Source organism: Paenibacillus hamazuiensis (assembly GCF_023276405.1).
In the GTDB taxonomy this organism is placed as follows: Bacteria; Bacillota; Bacilli; order Paenibacillales; family NBRC-103111; genus Paenibacillus_AF; species Paenibacillus_AF hamazuiensis.
Window position 1 is genome coordinate 1,701,586 of record NZ_JALRMO010000001.1, and the last position, 23,870, is coordinate 1,725,455.

The 23,870-nt window shown below is 55.8% G+C and carries 22 protein-coding genes; 19 read left to right on the top strand and 3 right to left on the bottom strand.

Going from position 1 to position 23,870, the window contains the following annotated elements; genetic code table 11:
- The first annotated feature begins 515 nt into the window (after positions 1-515).
- From MYS68_RS07250 to MYS68_RS07270, 5 genes are all read left to right on the top strand, one after another.
- On the top strand, positions 516-2,093 hold the full coding sequence (locus tag MYS68_RS07250; RefSeq protein WP_275983778.1) for an MDR family MFS transporter: 1,578 nt from the start codon (positions 516-518) through the stop codon (positions 2,091-2,093).
- A gap of 273 nt (positions 2,094-2,366) precedes the next feature.
- Positions 2,367-2,819, top strand: coding sequence for a MarR family winged helix-turn-helix transcriptional regulator (locus tag MYS68_RS07255; protein ID WP_248925188.1), 453 nt, complete (start codon positions 2,367-2,369; stop codon positions 2,817-2,819).
- Between the two features lie 64 nt (positions 2,820-2,883).
- On the top strand, positions 2,884-3,540 hold the full coding sequence (locus tag MYS68_RS07260; RefSeq protein ID WP_248925189.1) for an HlyD family efflux transporter periplasmic adaptor subunit: 657 nt from the start codon (positions 2,884-2,886) through the stop codon (positions 3,538-3,540).
- 15 nt (positions 3,541-3,555) lie between these two features.
- Positions 3,556-4,878 (top strand): efflux RND transporter periplasmic adaptor subunit, encoded by a 1,323-nt coding sequence (locus MYS68_RS07265; protein WP_248925190.1) that lies wholly within the window; start codon positions 3,556-3,558, stop codon positions 4,876-4,878.
- 11 nt (positions 4,879-4,889) lie between these two features.
- The gene (locus MYS68_RS07270) at positions 4,890-6,548 is read left to right on the top strand and encodes a DHA2 family efflux MFS transporter permease subunit (RefSeq protein ID WP_248925191.1); all 1,659 of its coding nucleotides are present in this window, start codon (positions 4,890-4,892) and stop codon (positions 6,546-6,548) included.
- A 106-nt stretch (positions 6,549-6,654) separates the two neighbouring features.
- Here the strand turns inward: MYS68_RS07270 and MYS68_RS07275 are convergent, their stop codons facing one another.
- A complete protein-coding gene (locus MYS68_RS07275) occupies positions 6,655-7,032 on the bottom strand; it encodes a hypothetical protein (RefSeq protein WP_248925192.1) in 378 nt (125 codons plus the stop codon).
- Positions 7,033-7,185: 153 nt separating this feature from the next.
- On the opposite strand from MYS68_RS07275, the gene MYS68_RS07280 reads away from it, so the two are divergent.
- From MYS68_RS07280 to MYS68_RS07335, 12 genes are all read left to right on the top strand, one after another.
- Complete coding sequence (locus MYS68_RS07280; RefSeq protein ID WP_248925193.1) at positions 7,186-8,913, top strand: cupredoxin domain-containing protein; 1,728 nt, start codon at positions 7,186-7,188, stop codon at positions 8,911-8,913.
- A gap of 66 nt (positions 8,914-8,979) precedes the next feature.
- Entirely contained in the window at positions 8,980-9,420 is a 441-nt protein-coding gene (locus tag MYS68_RS07285; protein ID WP_248925194.1) for a MarR family winged helix-turn-helix transcriptional regulator, read from the top strand.
- 313 nt (positions 9,421-9,733) lie between these two features.
- The gene (locus MYS68_RS07290) at positions 9,734-10,315 is read left to right on the top strand and encodes an RNA polymerase sigma factor (protein ID WP_248925195.1); all 582 of its coding nucleotides are present in this window, start codon (positions 9,734-9,736) and stop codon (positions 10,313-10,315) included.
- Entirely contained in the window at positions 10,312-11,100 is a 789-nt protein-coding gene (locus tag MYS68_RS07295; RefSeq protein WP_248925196.1) for a hypothetical protein, read from the top strand. Before MYS68_RS07290 ends, MYS68_RS07295 begins: the two co-directional genes overlap by 4 nt.
- Before the next feature lie 15 nt (positions 11,101-11,115).
- Positions 11,116-12,105 carry a DUF4367 domain-containing protein gene (locus MYS68_RS07300; protein ID WP_248925197.1) on the top strand — a complete coding sequence of 330 codons (990 nt, stop codon included), beginning with the start codon at positions 11,116-11,118 and terminating at the stop codon, positions 12,103-12,105.
- A 91-nt stretch (positions 12,106-12,196) separates the two neighbouring features.
- The gene (locus MYS68_RS07305) at positions 12,197-14,425 is read left to right on the top strand and encodes a heavy metal translocating P-type ATPase (protein ID WP_248925198.1); all 2,229 of its coding nucleotides are present in this window, start codon (positions 12,197-12,199) and stop codon (positions 14,423-14,425) included.
- 246 nt (positions 14,426-14,671) lie between these two features.
- A complete protein-coding gene (locus MYS68_RS07310) occupies positions 14,672-15,082 on the top strand; it encodes a FixH family protein (RefSeq protein ID WP_248925199.1) in 411 nt (136 codons plus the stop codon).
- Between the two features lie 21 nt (positions 15,083-15,103).
- The gene (locus MYS68_RS07315) at positions 15,104-15,457 is read left to right on the top strand and encodes a c-type cytochrome (RefSeq protein WP_248925200.1); all 354 of its coding nucleotides are present in this window, start codon (positions 15,104-15,106) and stop codon (positions 15,455-15,457) included.
- 27 nt (positions 15,458-15,484) lie between these two features.
- Entirely contained in the window at positions 15,485-16,060 is a 576-nt protein-coding gene (locus MYS68_RS07320; protein WP_248925201.1) for an SCO family protein, read from the top strand.
- 31 nt (positions 16,061-16,091) lie between these two features.
- On the top strand, positions 16,092-16,742 hold the full coding sequence (locus MYS68_RS07325; protein WP_248925202.1) for a response regulator: 651 nt from the start codon (positions 16,092-16,094) through the stop codon (positions 16,740-16,742).
- Positions 16,739-17,716, top strand: a complete 978-nt coding sequence (locus tag MYS68_RS07330; protein ID WP_248925203.1) for an ABC transporter substrate-binding protein — start codon at positions 16,739-16,741, stop codon at positions 17,714-17,716. The genes MYS68_RS07325 and MYS68_RS07330 overlap by 4 nt, the downstream gene beginning before the upstream one ends.
- Positions 17,700-18,728: a FecCD family ABC transporter permease gene (locus MYS68_RS07335; RefSeq protein ID WP_248925204.1), complete on the top strand. Its 1,029-nt coding sequence runs from the start codon at positions 17,700-17,702 to the stop codon at positions 18,726-18,728. The genes MYS68_RS07330 and MYS68_RS07335 overlap by 17 nt, the downstream gene beginning before the upstream one ends.
- Before the next feature lie 66 nt (positions 18,729-18,794).
- Here the strand turns inward: MYS68_RS07335 and MYS68_RS07340 are convergent, their stop codons facing one another.
- Both MYS68_RS07340 and MYS68_RS07345 read right to left on the bottom strand, forming a co-directional pair.
- Complete coding sequence (locus tag MYS68_RS07340) at positions 18,795-19,196, bottom strand: hypothetical protein (protein WP_248925205.1); 402 nt, start codon at positions 19,194-19,196, stop codon at positions 18,795-18,797.
- 286 nt (positions 19,197-19,482) lie between these two features.
- The gene (locus tag MYS68_RS07345) at positions 19,483-20,676 is read right to left on the bottom strand and encodes an IS256 family transposase (RefSeq protein WP_248925206.1); all 1,194 of its coding nucleotides are present in this window, start codon (positions 20,674-20,676) and stop codon (positions 19,483-19,485) included.
- Positions 20,677-20,913: 237 nt separating this feature from the next.
- On the opposite strand from MYS68_RS07345, the gene MYS68_RS07350 reads away from it, so the two are divergent.
- A complete protein-coding gene (locus MYS68_RS07350; protein ID WP_248925207.1) occupies positions 20,914-21,672 on the top strand; it encodes a 2-phosphosulfolactate phosphatase in 759 nt (252 codons plus the stop codon).
- Positions 21,673-21,785: 113 nt separating this feature from the next.
- Positions 21,786-23,798 carry a heparinase II/III domain-containing protein gene (locus MYS68_RS07355; protein ID WP_248925208.1) on the top strand — a complete coding sequence of 671 codons (2,013 nt, stop codon included), beginning with the start codon at positions 21,786-21,788 and terminating at the stop codon, positions 23,796-23,798.
- Positions 23,799-23,870 lie beyond the last annotated feature (72 nt).

Genomic DNA, 23,870 nt, shown 5'->3' on the forward strand with positions numbered 1-23,870 from the left:
GAGGCAGTCTGAAGCTTTACGGGTTGGTTGCCGCACGTAGTAGAGCGTGTCCCGCACCAATTCGGCGCCAGCCGAATCGTGCGAGGACGACGCGGGTAAGAGGCACGTAATAACTCCAAGCATCATCGCTCGAAATGTAAGCGTGTCCGGCATCGGATTTTTTAGCCGAAGGCAAAAAATCCATGCCGGACAAACGCGAACTAGCAGCGAGCAGCTCCGCAAACCAGGCGGGTCCAGGGCGCCCGAGCGCCTTAAGGGCTTTGCGGAGCAAAGCCGGCTACGGAAGCCTGGGGTCCCCCCGGTGGGGGGATTTAGGGGGGGAGGTATTTTTTTATAAAACCAAACAATTTGAAGCAAGCTAAGCATGATATTCGATTTGCAGGAAGGGAGGCTCCACATTGGCAAAGGCGACCCACAAAAGGAAGCTGCTCGCGGATGAGCCGCTCGAGGTCAACGATGAAGCCGGCGAAGCGGAGGGTAGCGGCTCCGGCGAGGGCGGGGGAAAGCGGCGCGGGCTGCTGATCACCGGACTTATTATCGCGATGCTGTTCGGCGCGCTTGACGGCACCATCGTCGGAACCGCAATGCCGCGAATCGTCGGCGAGCTTGGCGGGCTCGGGCTGATGGTATGGCTGACCACCGCTTATATGCTTACGTCGACCGTTGTCGTTCCGATCGCCGGCAAGCTGGCTGACCTTATCGGGAGAAAGGTTGTTTATGTGACCGGGCTTCTCATATTCATCGGCGCTTCCGCTTTATGCGGCATGTCGCAAAATATGACCGAACTGATTTTGTTCCGCGCCCTGCAAGGATTGGGCGGAGGCATCATGATGCCGATGGCGATGATTATCGTCGGCGATATTTTTACCGGCAAGCAGCGGGCCAAATGGCAGGGCGTATTCGGCGGCATTTTCGGACTTTCGTCGATCATCGGCCCGCAGGTCGGGGGCTGGATCGTCGATGCGATCAACTGGCGCTGGGTATTTTACATTAATCTGCCGGTCGGCATCGTGGCGACGTTGCTGATTGCAGCCGCGCTGCCAAAGCATCGTGCCGAAGGCAAGGTCCGGTTCGACATTCCCGGTATTGCTACGATGGTCATCGGCGTTGTCAGTCTGCTGCTCGCCCTGACGTTCGGAGGGAAAAATTATCCCTGGGTTTCATGGCAAATCATCGGCTTATTTTTGCTTGCCGCCGTCTCGCTGCTTAGCTTCGTACTTATCGAAACGAAAGCGGATGAACCGATTTTGCCGGTGCGCCTTTTCCGGAACCGGGTGTTTACCGTCGTGAACGGCATCGGTTTTTTCATGAGCGTCGGCATGTTCGGTGCGATCATGTTCGTACCTTTGTTCATGCAGGGGATCGTCGGCATCAGCGCCAGCGATTCCGGTACGGTAATGACCCCGATGATGGTAACGATGATTCTCGCAAGTATTGCCGGCGGACAGCTGGTGCAAAAAGTTCCCGTCCGTGTGCAGATGATGATCGGCATGGTCATTATGGCGGCCGGATTCGTGCTTCTGTCGACGATGGGAACCGCCACCACGAAGCTGACGGCATCCGCATATATGGTTGTGCTGGGCATAGGGATGGGGCTGGTCATGCCGCTTCTGACGCTGGCGCTGCAGGAAAGTTTTCCGAAGTCGGAGCTTGGGGTGGTGACTTCGTCCAGCCAGTTTTTTCGGCAAATCGGCGGCACGTTCGGCATGACGATACTCGGGGCGATCATGAATTACCGATCGTCGCAGCTTCTGACGGAAAGCCTGGTGCCGATCGTGGCCCGGATGCCGCAGCAAAATAACCCGTTGATCGCGGAAATCATGTCACGGGTCAATACCGATCCGCAAGCTCTGTATTCAATGCTGCTGAGCCCGGAAACATTAAGCCGTATGCCGGAGGCGCTGACCGATCAGATCGTGCCGATTCTCAAAACGGCTCTCGTCGATTCGCTGCACCGCGTATTTTGGTACGGGCTCCTGTTTGTCCTCCTCGGCGCTGTTCTAAGCTTGTTTACCGGGGGGATTCGCATTTCGAACCGGAAGGATGGACGGCAGGAGGAAGGAAAAGAGGGGACAGCCGTGCCGGAGTTTTAATCTGGATCGTATGAAAATATTGACGTACAAGCCGTTCGCAAGCCATACGTGGATGCGGACGGCCTTCTTTTTTCCCAAAACAGCAGAAAACTCCAGCCTTATGGCGTAGCATTGCCAATAATGACCGAAAAAGACGGAAAATCAAGGTTTCATTTTCATCATTTTTCTGTTATTATTTCGTATATAAAAATTTCGCACACGAAATATTTGTGAGCAAAATGTTTAGGAAAGGAAGGTAAGCTTATCGATCAATCGAACACGGGGGTGAACAGCATGCTGGATTATTACTACTTTGAAAAACTCGAGCGCATGTCGCGGCAGGTACAGCGCAAGTTTATTGCCGAATGGAACGCGATCAGCCCGATGAATCTCTCTTTACCGCAGGTGGCGCTGCTTCAGGCGCTCTCTCGGGAAGGCATTTACAAAGTATCGGATCTTGCGGAAGTCGTTTGTATTACGACAGGCGGACTGACACTGATTTGCGACAAGCTGGAGGAAAAGGAGTTGATCGAGCGTACGCGCGATGAAGTGGACCGCAGGCTTGTTTATATCAGCATAAGCCCGAAGGGCCGCAAGGTGGTCCAATCGATTCAAGGGTTAAAAGGAGAACTCGTCTCCCGGATGTTTGAAGGCATCACGATGGAGGATATGAAAGTAATGGATAAAGTGTATTCGACCGTGCTGCGAAATTTGGAAGCTCACAAAGAAGAGCAAGGCCAAGACTGATTGGGGATTTTTTTAGCAATTCTATTTCGTATGCGAAATAATTATTCGGGGATGAGGAGAAGTCATGCAGAGGAAAAAGATGCTCTATATTATTTTGGCTGTCATTGTCGTTGCCGGAGGAGGCATTGGCGGCGTTTTTTGGTATGAGGGGCAAAATTACGTATCTACGGAAGATTCCCGGCTAGCCGGGGATATTTACCGGGTGATGCCGCGCATAACCGGCAAAGTGACTTCTCTTCAGGTGGATGAAGGCGACCATGTGCTCGCCGACCAAATTATCGGACAGCAGGATAACAACAACTTGTCGACGAGCATGCTGGACCAAGCTGCCCTGCGTTCGCCGATCGAAGGTACCGTGATCAAGACGATGGTGAAACCGGGCGAGGTTGCTTCACCCGGCCAGACGGTTGCGATGGTCGTGGACAACCAGCATTTATACGTGTCTGCCAACATTGAGGAGACGGAAATTCACCGCATCAAGCCGGGCCAAAAGGTTGACATCAAGGTCGATACGTACCCGGGCGTCACGCTGACGGGAACGGTCAAGGAAGTGAGCAAAGCGACGGCTTCCACATTCTCTTTGCTGCCGTCGACCAATACGAGCGGCAACTTTACGAAAGTAACCCAGCGCATTCCGATCAAAGTGGCGATCGATGACCAGAAGGGGCTCGATTTATCGCCCGGAATGAGTACAGTGATAAAAATACATGTAAAGGGATAGCGAGGAGAACAGAACATGAACAACCAATCACGAAAGCTATGGGTTCCCGCCGTATTGGCTCTTTCCTTGGCCGGCGCCTTGGCCGGCTGCGGCGTAACCGGCGATGCGAAGACAAGCGGAGCCGGCGACACGCCGCTTAAGGTGATCAAGCTCGGGCAGCTTGCGGATGCGGGCTTGAGCGGTAAAATCAATCCGGATCAGGAAGTGAAAATCGTCAGCAAAATTTCCGGCAAAGTCGCAAGCATCCAGGTTGAAGAAGGCGCAAAGGTCAAAAAAGGCGACGTCCTGCTTCAGCTCGAAACCGACGATTTGCTGCAGCAGGTCAAGCAGGCCGAGTCTGCGGTAACTTCGGCGAAGGCAAAGCTGGCCGATACGCAGGCCGGAGCGCGGCCGCAGGAGCTTGCGGCAGCCGAAAGCACCGTTCGCGCCGCGGAAGGCTCCTACGGACAGGCACAAGCCGCCGTGGAACAAGCGAAAGCCGCCTTTAACCTGGCGACCAGCACATACAACCGTTTGCGCAATATGTATGACAGCAGCTCGACCGTGACGAAGGAGGATCTGGATCGCGGCACGCTCGATTACGAGAAAGCGAAAACGGCATACGAGCAGGCACAGGCAGCCGAGCAAGCAGCGGCAGCCCAAGTCGATGCAGCGCGCGCCAAGCTCGATCTCACCAAGGCCGGCGCGACCGACAATACGATCAAGGCGCTGGAAGCTGAAGTGGAGCGGCTGACCGCCTCGCTGGACCTCGCGAACAATTCGCTGAGCAATGCGACGATCACGGCGCCGTCGGACGGCATTGTCGTGAAGCGCAATATTCAGACGGGAGAGATGGCTCAGCCCGGCGTTGCGCTCTTTTCCATCGTCAACATGAACCAGGTGCAAATCGAGCTCAGCGTCGCGGACAACCAGATCGGCAAGCTGAAGGCGGGAACGCCGGTTGATGTGAAGGTGCCGAATATCCCGGACAAGACGTTCGAAGGCAGCATCACGTTTGTCAGCCCCGTCTCCAATACGAACAGCAACACGTTCCCTGTGAAGGTGACGGTCGATAACAAAGAAGGTTTGCTGTTCGCCGGGATGACCGCCCAGGTGTATGCGAAAGAGTCTCAGCAGAGCAAACTCGAGGTCCCGGCCTCGGCCATTATTAAAAAAGATAACAAAGAATACGTCGTCAAAGTGGAAAACAATACCGCCCATATCGTCGAAGTGAAAACGTCGGCGAAAAACAGCGATTGGGTGTACGTGGAATCCGGCTCGGGGCTCGCGGCCGGCCAGCAAATCGCCGTGAATCCCGGCAGCGGCATCGCCGAAGGCGCGAAAGTCAAGACGGAATAGGAGGGAGGCCCATGACCGAGTCCTCGGAGTTACAGAGTAAACCGGAATCGCAAGGCGGCATGTGGCTCGGGCTCGTTGCGATCGTGCTCGGCACGTTCGTTTCCGTACTGAACAGCAGCCTGATGAATGTGGCGCTGACCAAGTTCGTCGCCGTATTCGGCTCCGATGTCCAGACGATTCAATGGGTTATTACCGGATACATGCTGGCTTCCGCCGTAGTCATTCCGATGAGCGGCTTTCTCGGGGCGCGTTTCGGCACGAAAACGATCTTTCTATATTCGGTCGCCGGATTTACGATCGGTTCCGTGTTATGCGGAATGGCGTGGAGCGCTTCGTCTTTGATCATGTTCCGGATCCTTCAGGGAATTGCCGGGGGTTTCATCATGCCGGTAGGCATGTCGATCATCTATTCGACGTTTCCGCGCGATAAAATAAGCACCGCCATGGGGCTGTGGGGTGTAGCCGCGATGGTCGCCCCGGCGCTCGGCCCGACGTTCGGCGGTTACTTGATTCAGTACTACAGCTGGCGGCTGCTGTTTTTCATCAACATCCCTATCGGTATTTTTGCCGTCGTGATGGGGCGAATTTTGCTTAAGGAGACTCCGAAAAAGGAAGGGCTCAAGTTCGATACGCTCGGAGCGGTTTTATCGATTACATTCTTCGGCACGCTGCTGCTGGCGTTAAGCAAAGGCCAACAGGAAGGCTGGACATCGCTGTACATCGTCAGCTTGCTGTTCGTTTCCGCGGCCAGCCTGCTGCTGCTCATTTGGGTGGAGCTCGGCAGCCCGCAGCCGGTGATGGACCTGCGGATTTTTCAAAATATGAAATTTACGATCAGCGTCATCGCATCCAGCCTCGTTATGATGGGGATGCTGGGAGGAACGTTCCTGACCCCGCTTTATTTGCAAAACATTCAATCGCTGACCGCGATGCAGACCGGTCTGGTGCTCATGCCCCAGTCGGTGGCGATGGCGCTCATGATGCCGATCAGCGGCAAGCTGTTCGACCGCTTCGGCATTATTCCCATCGGGCTTGTCGGCCTGAGCGTGCTGGGCATCACGACGATGGATCTGCATCATCTGACGACGGATACGCCGCGTTTTTGGCTGGAAGCCGTACTTACCGTACGCGGGATGGCGATCGGGTTATGTATGATGCCGCTCACGACGGCGGGCATGATGTCCGTGAAACCGCAGCAGGTCGGCAACGCGTCGCCTCTGTCCAACGTATGCCGCCAGGTGGCGGGGTCGATGGGGATTGCGATCTTCACCGTGATCATGAGCGACCGGCAAATCGTTCACGGCCAGCATATTACCGAAAGCGTGTCGGTTGATAACTTTTTCGCTTCGGATACGATATCCGCTCTGGCCGGCTCCGTATACCAATGGGGAATCGATATGAGCACCGCAACGGGCGCGGCAACGTCCGTTCTCGCCGGCATCATTCAGAAGGAAGCGATGACGAGAGCGATTGCGGATACGTTTTACATCTCGGCCGTTCCCGCTTTCTTATGCATTCCGTTTTTGTTTTTCCTGCACACCCGAAAAAAAGCGGCTTCCGCTCCAGCGGACGGGGCGGCCGCAAAGGCGCCGGAAGCAGGGGATGCGCTGAAGCCGGACGCTCCGAAACCGGACGCACCGAAGCCGGTGCTGGAGCCCGTGAAGGCGTAAAAGAAGCTTCTGTTCAGATGTTTAACGCTTCCGGCTTATAAATTCTGATTCCTAAAGAAAGACCGGGCTGACAGCCCGGTCCGCTTTCTACGATATGTGAACAGATTTACGGCAAAATGGTAGTGATGGTCAATTCGCTGTGAAGCACCCGGTGGCTCGGGTTCAAGTTGTTGACTTGGGTGATGCCGAACACGCTGAGCAGCACATCGTTGATGGCGCCGGCGGTTTGCACGACAAGCTCAACCTCAAACTGGAACGCGTTATTCACCTGGTTCGGGAAAACGAAATTGGAAGAAACGGGATTCACAGTCAAGGGAAGGCTGAAAATCAACGTTTTGGTACCGTCCAGACGGTAAATGTTGACGGTGACAAACGCCGGAAATATAGGGTTATTGTTTAACGCTTTTACCGCAACTACGCCGGAACGGTTAGCCAGAGCAAAGTCGTTTTCCATCGGGCCTGTCGAATAAAAAATTGTAGGCATGCGGACTTCCTCCTTATATTTTCTTATAGCTCGTAAGCTACAATACTATTTAATGCAGCCGCAGATCATTGTGATAGGGACAAACTTTCCGGTAGAATCGGCCATTTTTTGTTATCGATTGAATATGCATTTATCCGATTGGGGAGGAACATCATGAAAAAACGATTTCATCAAGTCATATCCACCGTCGCCATAGCATCGACTCTTATTGTGGGCGCATCGCCCATAATGGCTTATGCGGACGCATCGTTTACGGCAGCCGAAGCGCCTTCGTATGCGATCACCGATATTACAAACGCGCAGGTAAAAAGCGTGCTGCAGGAAAAAACGCCTGACGGCTGGAGGATCGGCTCCGTCATTCGGCTCAGCAACACATCCGGCGCGATCGTGCGCATTCCCGATTTCGAGCTGCGCGCCAAAGCGGCGGACGGCACCGTTTATACGCTTCAGCCAAGCACGACCAACGCCCGTTCGATCTCGCCGCAGAGCAGCGTCGAATTAAGTTATATGGCCGAGCTTGATGCCAAACAGGAGATTGCTTTAACCGATCTGCTGTGGGTTGACGTCGACATGACGGTATATCCGAAGGTGGAGAAGACGCTGGCCGACGCTCCGATCGGTTCGCTCGTGTGGAAAGGCAGCGATGCGGTCGTTCCCGATGCGGCGATGCTGAAATGGGGGGACTCGTTCAGTCTGCCGATGGAAAACTCCGCTTTGAAGTATGCCGCAGCGGGACTCACGACACAGTTTGCCGGACAATCACCGGTTTATGTCGTGCAATTGACGGTAGAAAACCCGGGAAGCTACACCGAGACGGTGCCGGACTTTGCAATCGGGGCGAAAACGGACGGACAGACGTATGTCGGCAAACGGACCGAAACGGCGTCGATGACTTTAAATCCCGGCGAAAAGAAATACATCAATTTCGCGGTCACGACGGAGCCGGGACAGCAGCTTAAAGCCTTTTATGTGATGACGCCGGCCACTTACATGAAGACGGGACAAACCGCACCGCTCACCTATTATACCGGCAGCATCGGTTTCCAGCTTCCGGCTGCGGATAACGCTGCCGTCAGCCTGCCGCCGTACGAGCTGGGCCAGCAGATTGCGATCGATCCGGTGAGTCAGGCGGTCAGCCCGCAGCTGGCGGCCTCGCTGGTAAGCATCGAATGGTTCGAGAACGAAGGGCAGAGCTACAAAACGGTGATCGCCAAGCTGAAATTCACGAACCAAAGCGACAGCCCGCTGCCGCTTCCCGAGCTCGCAGCCGACCTCGTGAACGGCAGCGGCATTTCCTACAGCGGCACGCGCACGGCCAGCGCCGTGAAGGAGGTGCTGCCGGGTCTCGGAGCGCTTGCGACCTATGCGATCACGGTGCCTAGTTCCGAGAGCACGTCTTCGTACACGTTCCGGCTTCTTGAGCAGCAGGGCACTTCCGGCTACAAGTCGCCGATCGCGCAGCTTCCCGTGACCGTACAGCAAACGACGCCGGGGACAGTTGACCTCGCGCTCTATCCTTATGCGCTGAAGCTGAAATCATGGGCTTTGTCCAACGTCATTTCGCAAAATCCGGCGACTTTAAAATACAACTACACCTACAAGCTGAACGCCGATGTCGACATTCAAACAAACGATCAGGTCGTTGCGGACGCGGCAAACCCCAAACTGTTCATACAGCTGGAAAACGCGGCCGGCCTGCGGCTTGCCTACAAATCGTTCGCGCTGTCCGGGGATAACCGGTTGATGAGCGGCAGCCAAACGATTTATTTCGACAATGTAACGTCAGATTCGCTGGAATCGCCGCTTACCTTGAAAATTTACGAGACGCAAAGTACGCCGCTTGGCGATGCGAGACGTTTGCTGGCGGAGCTCAAGCAATAGCTCGCTTGGCGGCCTTCCGATTCTATGGTATATTTTTGACAATACGTAGCAATGCGGAGGGTATTCATGAATCAGGCGACGGAGATCGGCCAGGCTGTTCGGAAGTTGGCCAGACTGTACACAACGACGACCGAAAAATTGTTTTTAAACGAATATAAGCTGACCAAACCGCAAACGATGGTCATCGGACAAATTTATCTCGATCCGAAAACAATCGGCCAAATTACGGAAGCCGTTCAGCTGTCCTACAGCACGGTTTCCGGCATTATCGACCGGCTGGAGAGAGACGGCTGGATTCAGCGGGTGAGGGACGAATCGGACCGCCGGGTCGTATGGATACAGAAGACTGAGAAGTTCAGCGAAATTCGCAATACGCTGCTGACTCATGAGGAGCGCTTCTTCACCTCCGTTCTGGAGGGACTAAGCGAGGAGCAGCTGGATGGCATCGCTCAATCGCTCGATCTGCTGAACTCGCTGCTCGAGAAGAAGGCCGGGAAAAAATCATAGCGAACTCCCGCTGCACCTGTCGGTGAGGCGCAGGTGCAAATTGCCGCAGACTCGCATGAGTTCTGCGGCATTTTTCATTCGCCAGGAAATTATGCATGCTAATTTTTGTGGATAACCGGGGGTCCCCCAAAAGTACTGGGAATAGGCTGCAAAGGTTTATTTTGGGGGATTTGTTCGTTTGCCGAAACCTGCCGGATCATGCGATTGCGGCGCGTCAGGGTAATTATGTAAATTTTTTGCCCGCCCGAAACTATTGTTTGGGTTCTCCGTCTAATCATATTGTAAAAAAAATGTTTATTTTAGCGGAGGAAACATGTCCCAATCACACCTTATCCTGCTCACCGGCGACATCCGCAACCTGGACCCGCTGCTGCAGGAGCAAATATATAAGCAGTATTATCAATTGATTTACCCGACGGTCATGTACATCATGAAAGATCATTCGTCCACGGAAGATATCATCCAGGAGGCGTTTTTGAACATTATCAGAAAAAGTCCGCACAACGTAGATGAAGGCAAGCTGATTCCGTGGCTTAGGACCATTGCGCGCAACACGGCGATCAGTTATTTAAGAAAAAATCAAAAAAAACGTGACGAACTGTTTCCTGACAGCGTCTTTATTGATAACGCCGCTTCTTTGGCAAGCAGCAGCTTCCGTTCGACCGAGTCGGAAGTGGAAGCGAAGCTGATGGAGGAAGCGATCGTGCGGTATATTCACCAGCTGAAGCCGATTTACCGCTACGTCCTTCAGATGAGATGGATGGAGCAGCTCAGCTACAAGGAAATGGCGGAGCGGCTCGGGGTATCGGAGGAAAAAGTCCGCACGTCGCTTCATCGTTCCAGAGAAGCCATCAAGCGCAAAATCGAGCAGGATTGGAAGGTGGCCGAGCCATGAAAAAGGATCGGATGGACGAAACGTTTGACCGGCTGTGGGAACGCGCGGTTTCGCAGAGCGAAACGAGCGAGCCGGGAATCGTGCCGGATCCGGAAATGTCATGGCTTCGCATGCGCCGGGAGCTGGAGAAGGAGCGGCGCATGAAACGGCGGCGCCGGTCGGTCAAATGGGTTTCATTGGCAGCGGCTTCTTTGGGCGTAGGTGCCTTTCTGTTTCATTCGCTGCAGACGACGGAAGCATTTCGCACGATGTACGATATCGTGCATAAGGCGGCTGGAGGCACGGTCAGCATTCAAATCAACTCCCGGGAAAAGCCGGATGCGTCCGGAGCGTTAACGGCGCCGCCTCCGCCGGATGGAGGTCCTGAAGCCCCGCGCCCGGATAACCGCGATTTGCCGGAAGAAAACTCGATCCGCAAAACGGTCGCCCAAGAGGAAGCCTACCGCGAATCTCAGTTTACGCTGCCGCTGCTCGGGTACATTCCGGACGGATACGAGCTTAAGGAGTCCGTCGTGCATTATTCGCTGGGTGAAACGAAGGGCAGCGCCGTCCGGTTCATCTATGAAAGGGCGGACCGTCCGAAGCCGCTGAAAATCGTTTTCCGCAAACGAACGTTCAGCGCGAACGCGGATCTGCCCGACGGCAAGCGCAGCTTGACGGAAACGGCGGACGGCGCACGTATTCTGGAGTGGAATGAGCGGGAGATGAACATCGTCCTGCAAGGGCAGATCGGCGAAGCGGAGCTGAATAAAATAGCGGACGGCATGTCGCCGGAAACGAAATAAACGGCGGTGAGACAATTGGACAAGGGTTGGCTCCTGTTATTTAAATCGGACGTAATCTCGCAAAGCCCGGCCGTACAGAGGGCGCTTTTCGGGCAGTTCGTCCGTGTGGCGGCGGGTGTAAAGCAGCTCGCTGCGCTTGAACCGGTTTGCCGCCGGCGCGCGCTTGTGTCGGCGTTTCTCAAGGCGGCGTCCGCCGGATACGAAGGCAAAGATGCGGAGCAAATCGAGTTGTCGCTGAAACGGCTGACGGAACGCGCGGCAGCCCGGCAGTCCGGCGTCCGTCCGGCCGGGCAAGAGAACGGCACGGAGAAGGGGCCGGAGCCGGAAGTGGCGGCGGATCCTTCGTATGCGGCAACCAGCCTGATGCCGGACGAAACGGAGCTGCTTTCGGCGTGGGAGGAGCTTGCGGACAAGCTCCATGCCAAGCGGCGGTTGCGGAAATGGCTGCGTCAAACCGGTACGGTTGCGATGATGACGGTGACGGTGGTGGCCGGCGGCTTATTGTTTGGCTTCGCAGCGCCGTGGCCGGAACGGATGGCCGTGTCTTCAGACGATACCGCTTCTCCATCACCGGCGCAAGCGGGCGAAACGGCCGGAGTGCTGAAGAGCGTCAATGTGACCGAGAGCGGCATCAGGCAGTTTACCGATTTCCCGATCGTCATTCCGGCTTATTTGCCGCAAGGTTACCGGTCGGATGAAGCGGTGGTGTGGCTGAGGGACGGAGATAGCAAATCCGAACACGCGATGCTCGTTTATACGAACGAGGAAGGGTATTTATTGCGGATTTCCTTTTACAAGCTGCCGAAAAACGGCAACATCAGCTCCAGCATGTTCAGACCAAGCAGCCAGGAGGAACTGTTTTTGCGCGGCAGCAAGGCGATATTGACGACGACGGGCGACGGTTTTTTCAAGCTGGATTGGGTCGAAAACGAAACGTATATCAGCCTGTCGGGCAGGCTGCTCTCCAAGGACGAAGTGATCAAGATGGCCGAATCGCTAAAATAAGCACGGTGAACGCTGCCCGGCATGAAAAGGAAAAGCCGTCCATATATTGAGTGATAGGTAAGTCATTCAAGATATGTCCGGAGTGATGGATATGGATGTAAGCGGCAACCGGCCGGTTCAGCTGGAAATCGGCGGCATGACGTGCGCCTCCTGCGCTTCCCGCATTGAAAAGGCGGTCGGAAAAATGGCCGGCGTCGAGCGGATTCAGGTGAACCTTGCCGTCCACCGCGCGGCTGTGCTTTTCGACCGGCGCCTCGTCACGCTGGAGCAGATCGAGCAAAAAATCAGCAAGCTCGGCTTCCAGGCGAAGCCGGTGGAGATCGGGGCACGCCGGGAGGAGCGGCAATCGGAAGTGCGTCATCTTGGTTTAAGGGCGCTGCTGTCGGCGATTTTAACCGTTCCGTTCATCTGGAGCATGGCGAAGCACCATCCGCTGACTTCGAATCTGTGGGTACCCGAGGTTCTGTTAAACCCGTGGCTGCAGCTTACGCTGGCGGCTGTGGTCCAGTTTGCGATCGGGCTGCCGTTTTACGAGCGGGCTTTCGCCGCGCTAAGAAACAAAAGCGCCAATATGGAGCTGCTCGTCGTTCTGGGGTCTTCCGCGGCGTTTTTGTACAGCCACTATTTGATCTTCCGTATGCCGGCTCCCGCTCCGCATGCCGGCATGCATTCGGGTATGCATGCCGAGCATCCGATGCTGTACTTCGATACGAGCACGATGATCATCACCATCGTGTGGGCCGGAAAATGGCTCGAGGCGCTGGCGCGGCAGCGCACAGGACAAAGCATAGGCCAACTGCGCCGGCTGCAGCTTCCTTCGGCCCGCGTCATCCGGCACGGCGAGCAACACACCGTGCTGCTGGAGGAAGTGCGTGCAGGCGATACGGTGGCGGTTTATCCCGGAGAGCTCATCCCGGTGGACGGCGTCCTTACGGAAGGCAGCGCCGCAGTGGATGAATCCGCGGTGACCGGCGAGGGCATGCCCGTGGATAAATCGCCGGGAAGTTATTTGTACAGCGGCACCTTAAATCAAAACGGCGTGATCTACATGAGGGCGGACAAAGTCGGCGAAGACGCCGCGATCGGCCGGATGGCCCGTCTGGTTGAAGAAGCGCAGGCTTCGAAAGCGCCGATACAGCGGCTCGCCGACCGGTGGGCCGGGGTGTTCGTACCCGTTATCGTGGCCGCCGCGGCTCTTACTTTTGCCGTCTGGTGGCTGCTTGAGCCGGGCAATGTGAGCGGTGCGATCGAGAAGGCGATTGCGGTCGTGTTGATCGCCTGCCCGTGCGCGCTCGGCGTGGCCACGCCGACCTCGATACTCGTAGCTTCCGGAAGAGCGGCGGAGACGGGCATTTTGTTCAAGGAAGGGAAACATCTCGAGCTGCTTGCAAGGAGCGATGTCGTCGTCATCGACAAAACCGGAACATTGACTCTAGGCAGGCCGCAGGTGACCGATTGGATCGGCCCCATCGCTTCGTATACGGCCCATCTGAGGTTAGCGGGAGCCGCCGCGGCGCCCTCCAGGCATCCTTACGCCCGGGCGATCGTGAATGCCGCCTTGCAGCGCAAGCTGAATTTGCCCGAATGCCGCGAATTCGGGCAGCACCCTGGGCAGGGCGTCGAAGCGGTCGTCGAAGGCCGTCGTGTCGCCGTCGGGTCGCTGAACTGGTTTCGCAAGCTCGGCATCGGCTGCCCGGTTTCCCCGGCGCAGCTGGAGCGGCTGCTGCAGGGAGGCCGGTCGCTGCTGTGCGTCGCGGTTGACGGCGTGTGGGCCGGCGCCGCGGTGCTGGAGGACCCGGTGAAAGGGAGCTCGCGCAAAGCCGTGGATGCCCTGCGCCGGCTCGGGCTGGAAGTCGTCATGGCGACGGGCGACCGCACGGAAACCGCACACACCATTGCCGGACGGGTGGGAATATCCCGGGTTTACGCGGAGCTTTTGCCGGAAGCGAAAGCCGATCTCGTCCGGCGATTGCAGCGGGAGGGCAAAAAGGTGGCGATGGTCGGAGACGGCATCAATGACGCGGCCGCTTTGGCGGCGGCGGATACCGGCATCGCCATCCGCTCGGGCACCGATATCGCCAAATCCGCCGCCGATGTGGTGCTGATGAAAAGCGATCTGCATGCGGCGGTGCAATCGGTCCGGCTCAGCCGGTCCACGATGCGCAACATCAGGCAAAATTTGCTGATGTCCCTGGGCTACAACGCGGTGGCGATCCCTTTTGCCGTTACCGGTTATTTGGCGCCATGGATGGCGTGTACGGCGATGGCGCTCAGCTCGGTTACGGTCATTTGCAATGCGCTTCGCTTGCGGAAAGCGTAGGGCGGGGCAAACATAGCATCCTATACGTGAATACGGAGCGTTGACGGAACGATGGTTTCCGCCGACGTTCCGTTTTTCTTTTTTTTCACGGAAAAGCGGAAGCGCTGCTTGATGAAGGCCAACTTCTTTAACCGACACAAAATAGACAACACAGTAGCCCTGTCGAGTCATGAGGCGTGAAGCGGCAGCCGCTAAAATAACGGATATGAGCGCTCAAATAATTGGTAATGAAAGGAGCTTGGAAACTTGGCCGGAAACAACCGTTTCTTGCCGATGCTGATCGTCCTTGGCGGATTTGCACTTGCGGTCTGCGCTTGTTCGTCTTCGAACGGAGCCGCACACTCCCATGGCGGGGACGAGCCCGCAGCGGTCCGCGTGCAGATAACGACCGTTCCGGAAACGATACGGGCGGGACAGCCGGTTCGGATCGAAGCGAAGGTGACGCTGGGAGAGAGCAGCATCGATGATGCGAAGAAAGTGGAGTTCGAAATAGGGGAAGATGGGCAGAGCCAGGGATTGTTCACCGCGAAGCATCAGGGACAAGGCGTTTACAGCCTGGACAAAACCTTCGAACATAAAGGCTCCTATTACATCATCGCTCACGTACGGGCGAAGGGCATGCACAGTATGCCCAAGAAACAATTGATCGTCGAATAAACCGAAAGCGGGGGAATACGATTGGCGAATAAAAACCGGATGTACATGATCGGCATCCTCGGGCTTACAGCATCTCTTCTTGCGGCATGCGGAGGACAAGGCGGCGGGCAAAACGCCCAAGCGCCGGCAAGTCCGGCGATCGCGAGCGATAATTCCGAGGCTTCCGCCATCTACAAAAAGCAGTGCCTTTCCTGCCACGGGGCGGATTTGGGCGGCAAGGTCGGACCGAATTTGCAAAAGGCGGGAGCGAAGCTGTCCCAAGAGCAGCTCGCAGACAAAATCCGCAGCGGCGGCGGAGGAATGCCCGCATTCAAAAGCACGCTGAGCGAGCAGGAAATCGAATCGTTGTCTTCATGGCTGGCTGCGAAGAAGTAATCGTTTTAACAGGGAAGGTGAATGTGAATGAAAAAATGGTCTCTGACGGTCATCGCATTCGGGGCATTGCTGATGTTTGCCGCTTGCGGAGGCGGTAAAGCACCCGACCAACTGAACTATAAAGTGGGGCCGTTCCGCTTTACGGACCAGGGTGGGGGGCAGATGGCTCTTGAGGATTTGAACGGCAAGGTGTGGGTGGCCCATTTCATTTTTACCCACTGCACGACCGTATGTCCGGGGCTTACCTCCAATATGTCCCAATTGCAAAAAAAGCTGAAGGAACAAGGAGCCAAAGCCGAGATCGTCACCTTTTCCGTCGATCCGGAAAGAGACTCCCCGGAAGCGCTGAAGGCTTATTTGTCCAAATTCCAGGCCGACTTTACGAACTGGCATGCGTTAACCGGCTACAGCTTTGAAGATATCCGCAAGTTTGCCGGCCAATCGTTCAAAATCGCCGTGGAAAAAGACACGTCGTCCGACCAGGTAATCCACGGAACGTCATTTTACCTCGTCAATCGTGCAGGAACGGTCGTGGCGAGGTATGACGGGGAAGAGCCTCCTTACGATCAAATCGTCAAGGATGTTCTGGCGCTCAACAAATAGCCGGTTTCATGACGGGAAGGAAGGTGAGGCGATGGACGGACAGCCGATCCGGGTTATCGTTGCGGATGATCATGTGCGCGCCAGAGAAGGTATCCGCAGCATTTTGCAGATGGATTCCGAGTTCGAGATCGTGGCGGAAGGAACGAACGGGCGGGAAGCCGTCGAGCTTACGGGCGTCTGGATGCCGGACTTGCTCCTGATGGATATCAACATGCCGGAAATGAACGGGCTTGAAGCGACGAAACGGATCAAGGAAAAGTATCCGTACGTCAAAATCATCATCGTGACCGTGTCGGATGATGTCGCGGATCTTTTCGAGGCGGTCAAGAAAGGCGCTCAAGGTTACTTGCTGAAAAACATCAGCCCGCATTCGTGGATCGAATATTTGAAGGCGGTAGCGGGCGACGAAGCGCCCATGTCGAGAGAGTTTGCCGTGCGGTTGCTCAGGGAATTTTCCGTCAAGGAACATAAGGCGTCTCCGAAAAACGGCCTGACCGTCAGGGAGCAGGACATTTTGGAGCTCGTGGCCAAAGGGCTTTCCAATCGGGAAATCGCCGACCGGCTCGAGCTTTCGGAGCATACCGTAAAAAATCATTTGAAAAACATCATGTGCAAGCTGCATATGGAAAACCGCGTTCAGCTTACGCGTTATGTGTACGAACAGGAGATGGGATGGCATTGAAACGAAACGTTATCGTACTGATTGCAGGTGCGCTGCTTGCGGCATTAACCGGCTGCAGCCCTTCCGCAGAGCAGCCTGCGGCCGTCAAGGAGGAACCGAAGGCGGCCGTCGCAGCTGTGGAAAAGCCATTTTTTACGTTCAAGGATATGGCGGGCAGCGACGTTGTTTTGCCGAAAAAACCGGAGCGGATCGTCGTTTTGGCGACGGAGACGCTGGATTTGTTTTACCAGCTCGGCGGGAAAGCCGTCGGAAGAGCAAGCGCTCCGGGTACCCCCGTTTCGGAGGAGCAGCGGAAAGCCCAGGACGTCGGGCAGGTGAACAACGTAAGCATAGAGAAAATTGCCGCTTTGAACCCCGACCTCGTGATCGGTCAGTATTATTTTAATGCCGGACTGAAGGAAACGTTTGCCGCGAGCGGTGTCCCGTTTGCACTTTTGAAAATTACAAGCTATGAGGACGTTCAGCAGGTCGGCAAGCTGTACGGGCAAATTCTCGGGAAGCCGGCCGAAGCGGAGCAGGCGCTTAAAGAGGCGGATGCCCGCGTACAGGCGGTGACCGGCAAGGCGCCGGACCGCAAAACGACGTTCGCCCAAGTGACGATTATGCCGATGGGCATCTACATTCAGAAAGACGGCAGCACGATTTCGGATATCGCCCGAAGGTTGAAGCTGAGCAACGCGGCCGAGGGGATGATTTCCGGGGAATGGCCGGATTACGTTCCGTACAGTCTGGAGAAATTGATTCAAAGCGATCCCGATTATTTGTTTATGGTCGTACACGGCACCGAGGAATACGGGAAAAAGAAGCTGAAGGACAACATGGAGAGCAATCCCGCCTGGGCTTCGCTCAGAGCCGTAAAGGAGAACAGATTGTATTTCCTCCCGGACGGGTTCGAGAAAACTCCGGGCCTGCATCTGGACGAAGCGTTTGAATATATGGCCAAGCTGGTGTATCCCGATGTATACGGCAAATAAGGCGGCTGTTGGTTTTCGCAGAAGGTTCCCGCGGCGAGTCTGCGCCTTTGCGGCGCTCGTTACGCTTGCGTTTGCCGGAGTCCTCTTCAGCTTGATGAGCGGTGCGGTTCAAGTGGATGCGGCACTTATTTTTCGCGTGCTTGCCGGGGAAGAGCATGGCATGCAGCGCGACATCATCTGGAACGTCCGGCTGCCGAGAACGCTCGTCGCCGCGGTCGTCAGCGTCAACCTGTCGCTGGCCGGCGTGCTGCTGCAGGGGGTGATGCGCAATTCGATGGCGGACCCGCATATCATCGGCGTGTCCTCCGGTGCGGGACTGTTCGGCATCGCCGCGCTGGTGATGTTCCCGGCATATGCTTACCTGATGACGCCCGTCGCCTTCATCGGGGCGCTGCTGGCTGCGGCGCTCATCTACCTGCTTGCGTGGAGTGGAGGGGTACGCCCGGGACGGATGATTTTGGCCGGGGTGGCGGTTTCCGCTTTTTTCAGCTCGGGCGTTTCGGGGCTGCTGACGTTTTACAGCGACCGGGTGAACGGCGCGCTGCTGTTTCTGGTCGGCGGGCTTTCCGCCAAAAGCTGGCCGCATCTGCAGATGCTGCTTCCTTATTCCGCGATCGGCATTTTCCTTGCTGCGATGGCGGCGAAGCGGATGAACATCATGATGCTCGGCGATTCGGTAGCCAAGGGGCTCGGGCTGCATGTCGAGCGGACGAGGCTTGTGGCGACAGCGGCCGCGGCGCTGCTCTCGGCGAGCGCCGTCAGCGTCGTCGGTCTGCTCGGTTTCGTCGGCATCGTCGTCCCGCACGCAGCCCGGTTTCTGGTCGGGGGGGATTACCGCGTGCTGCTTCCGGCCTCGGCCTTGCTCGGCATCGCCGTGCTGACGGTGTTCGATACGCTCGCGCGGATTTTGTTCGCTCCGATCGAGCTGCCCGTCGGCATCGTCATGGGTGCCGTAGGCGCTCCGTTTTTCCTTTATTTGTTGAGAAAAAAAGGGATGGACGCTGGCGGCTGAACCGTAAGCAATCAAAAAGGCTTTCCCTTTAGGGAAAGCCTTTAGCGAATCTCGGTTCCTCGGGCGTCAGGAGATTTTCGCTGATTGATGCACCTGTTGATGCTCCCGAATCAAGAAACGAACGTACCCGATCGTCGTTTCCTTTGCTTTCCTGGCTTCTTCCAGGCTGTCGAAATGGTACTCCGCTTTATGCGTGCTGCCGTAGCGATGCAAATCGTCCAGGTTCATGCCGAGCGCAGAGTAGTTGTAAAACAGCTCCAGCTTCGTCTTATCCTCTACATTCCGGATAAAAATATCTTTCGTAAAAAACGATCCTTGATCGATCACTTCCAGCACGAGAGTATAGTAGGTTCCGAGCCCGGAGGCCGCATGCTTGATAGTCGCTTCGATCTCCATCATTTTATATGGCTCCGGCTGGCGCTTCTGCGTTTGCTTGTGAAAGAGCGATTTCAATTTCCGCAAAAACATACGCGTCATTTCCCCCCTAACTGCAAATCTATAAGAAGAATATACGGTAGCGTCAAGAAGTTTGTGTATGGCGGTAGGAATATCCATCGGGACGATGGATAGACGTTTTATTTGAGTATTCTGACTACTTTCAATAAGTGCCTTGAGCAGCGCGTTCTATCTAGGTTGCTAGTTACTTCCAAAGGCTTTATATGGAGGGGTGGGCATGATAGGCTCACGGCCAGGGCGACACGAGTTTACGAGGTGTCGCCGCGTCGCCTTGCATCATGCCCGCAGAGGCTCCATGTCAAGCCGGCTCCTCAGTTTCGTTCGAGGGATAGCGTTCCTCGAACATCAGGGTAAGCTCTTTTTTAACTTTGGCATCTCCAAAGCCGCGGACGACTCGATTGCCGAAGCGTTCGTTGTACTCCAGTATCTCTAAATAGACGACCTTCTCCGCGGCATCAATATTGGTCAGACTATTCATAGGCTTCAGGCGTTTACGGAACTCTTTGTTCATACGCTCAATCGGATTCGAGGTGTAGATCGCTTCTTTAATAAGCGCCGGATACTTGTAAAAGGTCAAGAGTGTAGGGAGTTGGTCCTCCCAGGACTGGATTTCCTTCGGATACTTCTTGCCCCACTTGGCCTTTACCGTATCGAAAGCAGCTATAGCAAGATCATGATCGATCGCATTGTAGATCGTTTTGAGGTCTTCGATAAAGTCGGTCTTGTCCTGCACTCGAATTTTCGGAAAAGTCGACCGAACCTTGTGAACAACACAATGCTGTACGTCCGCTTTCGGGTATATCTCCCGGAATGCGTCATCCAGTCCAGGGAGGCCGTCAAATACGCCGAGCAGCACTTCTTGAGCGCCACGTTTATACAAGTCTTTCAGGACATCTCGCCAGCCGTTGGCGCTCTCTTGACCGCCTACGTAAAAACCAAGAATTTGCCGGTGACCATCTTCGTCGATACCCATTGCAAAGTAGATGGCCTCACCACTCACCGTGCTTCGTTTCAGCTTGACATAAAGGCCGTCCAGGTAGATGACAGAGTAACGCTTCCTCAGCGGTCTCGACTGCCATGCTTGGATATCCTCCAGCACGGTAGCCGTAATGTTGCTCACGGTGGTCGGAGAATAGTGGCTGCCGAACATACTTTCAATGAAGCGAGCCACATCCCGGGTGCCCATGCCGCTTTTGTACATCTGGATCACCGCTTCTTCCAGCCAGCCATCTCTGCGTTGGTAGGGTTGAAACATCTGGGTTTGGAATTCACCGTTACGATCCCTTGGGACTTGCAAGTCATCGATGTATCCAAACTTGGTATGGAGCGAGCGCTTGTAGTATCCGTTACGGCTGTTGTTTTCAGCTTGATCTTCGCCTTCCATGAAGCTTTTAATCTCAGCCTTCATGATATTCTCGAGATTTTCTTGAATAAATTGAGTGACAAGATTTTCAAATAGCTCCGAGAGCATGTTTTGGTGTATAGTTGCCATGAGTAGGGTTCCTTTCTTGGTGACTTCGCCATCCCGAGAATACCCTACTTTTTTGTTGCCTGACTAGGCTCCAATTCTTGGTACACAAACAATTTTACACCGTCGAATATACCATCTGTTTTGCGAAAATCATATAAAAAGTTGCGAGAATGCCGAAAAAAAATGAGAAATTGTGAAACAATTCACCATTCTTAGCGTCAAAAGGAAACATAAGGAAGCGAACAGGGGGAGTTATACATGTATTACGGTCAAACTTCTTACGATTGCAGGGTGGAGTGGGGACCGCGCGGGGCCAGAGAAGCGGCGGAACGGGGAGATATTACGGTCATCGTCGACGTGCTCAGCTTCTCCTCTACTGTGGTGACCGCACTAAGCTGCGGTGCCGACATTTTCCCGTTTCCCCCGTCGTCCTGCGGGGAAGACCGGGAGTACGCGCAAAAGCTCGGGGCCGAGCTGATGGTAGGCCGCGCGGAAGGCTCGCGCACAGGCAGACCATCGTTGTCGCCTGTCACCTTCGGTCCGCTTCACGCCGGAAAAAAATACGTATTGTGCTCGCTGAACGGCGCGGTGTGCACATGGACGGCCTCCAAGGTGCCTTCGCTGCTTGTCGGCTGCCTGCTGAACGCCTCCCGTGTCGCTGCGGCGGCGGAAGCAATCCGGGCACAAACCGGAGCCGCCATCACCGTCATTCCGTGCGGGGAGAGGTGGAGCGACGCGCTGGAAGGCGAAGACGGGCTTCGCCCCGCGCTCGAAGATTACCTCGGAGCGGGCGCCGTGCTCGCCGGACTGCGGGGCACACAGTCGCCGGAAGCCGAAGTGTGCGCCGGTGCTTTCCGGCAGGCGCGGCACGATCTGCCGCGGCTCCTGCGGGAATGCGGCAGCGGCAGGGAGCTAGGCGAGCGAGGTTTCGCGGATGATGTCGCCCACTCCTGCCGTCTCGATGCGCTGCCGGTCGTTCCCGTGCTGCGCGAAGGGAGATTCGTCGCTTTTGAATGAAACGGCGTTAACAGAACATAACAGAGCAACATTTTTCCATGCCATGGCGAAATTTTTAAACCTGTCCGTTTGTTACAATGAAATGGAAAATGAACAACGGGAGGCTTTCCGCTATGGAACCGATTTGGACGCGAGTTTTTTTCGAGGAAGTGAAGAGGGAGACGGCCGGGCTTGAGTGGGCGCGGAGAGCGAAGGAGGAGCTGGAGCGGTCTGTAGACCGGCTGAGCGGCGGCCTGCTGGAAATTCCGCTTGTCGGAGGCGGCTGGAGTCACGATTACAACTGTCCGAAGGAAGGGAGCCGGCTTCGCCGGATTGACCGGCATCATCACGAATGCCCGACATGCGGTGCCGTTTGGAGCGGGTCACCTTGGGACGAGGTCGCCGTCGCAAATGAGCACTGGCAGATCAGTGAAGCATGCCGGAATGCTGCCGTACTGTTCGGGCTGGACGGAGTGGTAGAGCGGGCGGACTGGGCGAAACGGGTGCTGTTTTTTTACGCTGACCATTACGAGCAGTATCCGCTGCACGACAAAAAGGGCGGCAATGATCATACATCGGGAAAAGTGCAATGCCAGACGTTGTCCGAAGCGAGCTGGCTTATTCCGCTTGCGCAGGCTTGCGTAATTCTGAAGTCGCTGTACGCTCTTTCCGGGGAGCAATTAAACTTGATCGGCGGTCGGCTGCTGCGGCCGGCCATTGACGTCATCCGGCGCAACCCGGGAGGAATCTCGAACTGGCAAACTTATCACAATGCGGCAAAAGCATGGACAGCGGCGGCATTGGACGACCGGGCTTTATGGGACGAAGCGGTGAACGATCCGGATAACGGATTTCATTTTCAAATGCAAAACAGTTTGGCGGAAGACGGCTTCTGGTACGAAGGCGCTTGGGGATATCATTTTTACGCGCTGGAGGCGCAAATTCATATCGTGCTCGCCGGAACCCGGTTCGGCGAATCGCTGCATACGGACAAGCGGTTTCAGGCGATGTTCCGTTCTCCGCTGCGCGCGATGTTTCCGGATGGGACGCTTCCTCCGGTGCACGATTCCGGGATCGTCCCGGTGAAAAAATACGCGCACCAATACGAGTTCGCGCATCGTTTTATCGGCGTCGGCGGTGACATCGTGAAGGATGTGGAACGCACTTCGCTGTACAGCCTGCTGTTCGGCGCGGAGCCGGCGGACTCATCTTCCGCAGCGGGTGAGGCGTCCACGGAGCTGTTTCATTTGGAACGCGCCGGCATGCTGGTAGCGAAAGGAACGGATGTCAGCGGCATGCCGCGCATGCTGCTGATCGACTATGGGCCGCACGGGGGCGGACACGGGCATCAGGACAAGCTTAACTTGCTTTACTACGCGAAAGATCGCACTTGGCTGGGCGACGCGGGGATGCTGCCTTACGGCAACCCGGTGCATCATGCATTTTTCAAACAGACGGTCGCACACAATACGATGGCGGTGAACGGACGATCCCAAGAAGCGGCAGAAGGCACGCTGGTGAAGGCGGAAGTGGACGGGCACGTCGTAAGGATCGTTTGCGAGGCGCCGGACACGTACCCTGATCTTGGTGTAACGATGAGGCGGAAGCTGCTGTTTGCCGAGGAGTGGCTGCTGGACGTATGCGAAGCGGAATCGGAGCGCACGATGGATGCGGTGGACTGGATCATCCATGTGGAGGCCGCTGCGGTTGTTTATACTCCGGGCGCGGTGGCAGGCGGGAGCGACGGCATGTGGGTGCCGGTTCCCGACGGGAGTTTGGGCGGTCAAGACGGATACGATTTTGTAAAAGAAATTGGCCGGTATGCAGGTTCGAGGGGACCCAAGGTGCTGGAATGGAGCGCGGGAGACGATCAGGCCGGCGGGGGTGACGGCGTACGGTTCCAGTATTATCCGCTGGGAGCCGGGGGCGATGAAGAGTGGTATCGCGGCACGACCCCGGCTATGCCCCCTCATCTGCGCAGAGGCACATGGTTTCGCCGTCTGAGAAATACGCGGCAAGCGCGCTTTATCGGCGTCTTTCGCGCGTGCGGCGCCGGTGCCAATCTTTTGGACGTGCGGCTGGAGCCGCCGGAAGCAGCAGGCGGGGAGATGCGTATTCGGATAGGCGAACAAATTTATTCATTGTAAGGCAAATGCCGAGGCTGACCGAAATCATAAGATTTTGTAAATAATGCAACTTTGCCGCTCTTCCCGCGTCAT